Annotated in this window: 1 protein-coding gene; it reads left to right on the forward strand. The window is 62.7% G+C overall.

Annotation, left to right across the window (positions count from 1 at the left end; genetic code table 11):
• The first annotated feature begins 76 nt into the window (after window positions 1-76).
• Window positions 77-871 (forward strand): molybdate ABC transporter substrate-binding protein, encoded by a 795-nt coding sequence (modA, locus tag EN964_RS35875; protein ID WP_127277550.1) that lies wholly within the window; start codon window positions 77-79, stop codon window positions 869-871.
• The last annotated feature ends 4 nt before the right edge of the window (window positions 872-875 follow it).

An 875-nucleotide genomic window follows, 5' to 3' on the forward strand; every position in this document is an offset into this window, starting at 1 on the left:
CCCTTGTTATATTCATACGGATATATCGGTTAGCGGGCTTCGAGCCGGCCGGATTTCAAACCAGGGAGAGTCTTCCATGACGCGCATAGGTTTTGCATCGAGGGCGATCACCATTGGGGGTTTTGCGGCGATGTTGATGGCGGCGGTGCCGGCAGCACATGCGGAAGACAAGGTGGTGGTGTTTGCCGCGGCCAGCCTCAAGGATGCGCTCGACGCCGTGAACAAGGCCTGCGAGGCCGATGTCGGCGAGGCGGCGACCGTCTCCTATGCCGCGAGCTCGGCGCTGGCCAAGCAGATCGAGGGCGGGGCGCCTGCCGACGTCTTCATCTCGGCCGACCTCGACTGGATGAAATATCTCTCCGACAAGAAGCTGACCAAGCCGGACACCGAAGTGAAGCTGCTCGGCAATCAGATCGTGCTGGTGGCGCCGAAGGACTCGGCGGTCGACACCAGGATCGAGAAGGGCTTCGACCTCGCCAAGCTGATCGGCGACGGCAAGCTCGCCATGGGCGATTTCAAGGCGGTGCCGGCCGGCAAATACGGCAAGGCCGCACTTGAATCGCTCGGCGTCTGGTCCTCGGTCGAGGGCAAGGGGGCGCAGGCCGAAAACGTGCGCGCGGCGCTGAAGCTGGTTTCGACGGGCGAAGCCGCCCTTGGCATTGTCTATGCCACCGACGCGCATGCCGAAAAGGGCGTCAAGGTGGTCGGCACCTTCCCGGAGGATTCGCATCCGCCGATCATCTATCCGGTTGCCCAGACCGCCGATTCGAAGGACAAGGATACGCGGGCTTTCCTGAAATGCCTGCAGTCGGCCAAGGCGGCCGCGCTGTTCAAGGATCAGGGATTTACCGTGCTCGCGCCGAGCAACTGAGTTC

The organism is Mesorhizobium sp. M7A.F.Ca.CA.001.10.2.1, assembly GCF_003998575.1.
Lineage (GTDB): Bacteria > Pseudomonadota > Alphaproteobacteria > Rhizobiales > Rhizobiaceae > Mesorhizobium.

What these genes read in the sequence shown, in the direction of transcription:
- modA (WP_127277550.1), top strand. Translation starts at nt 77, where the DNA reads ATGACGCGCATAGGTTTTGCATCGAGGGCGATCACCATTGGGGGTTTT.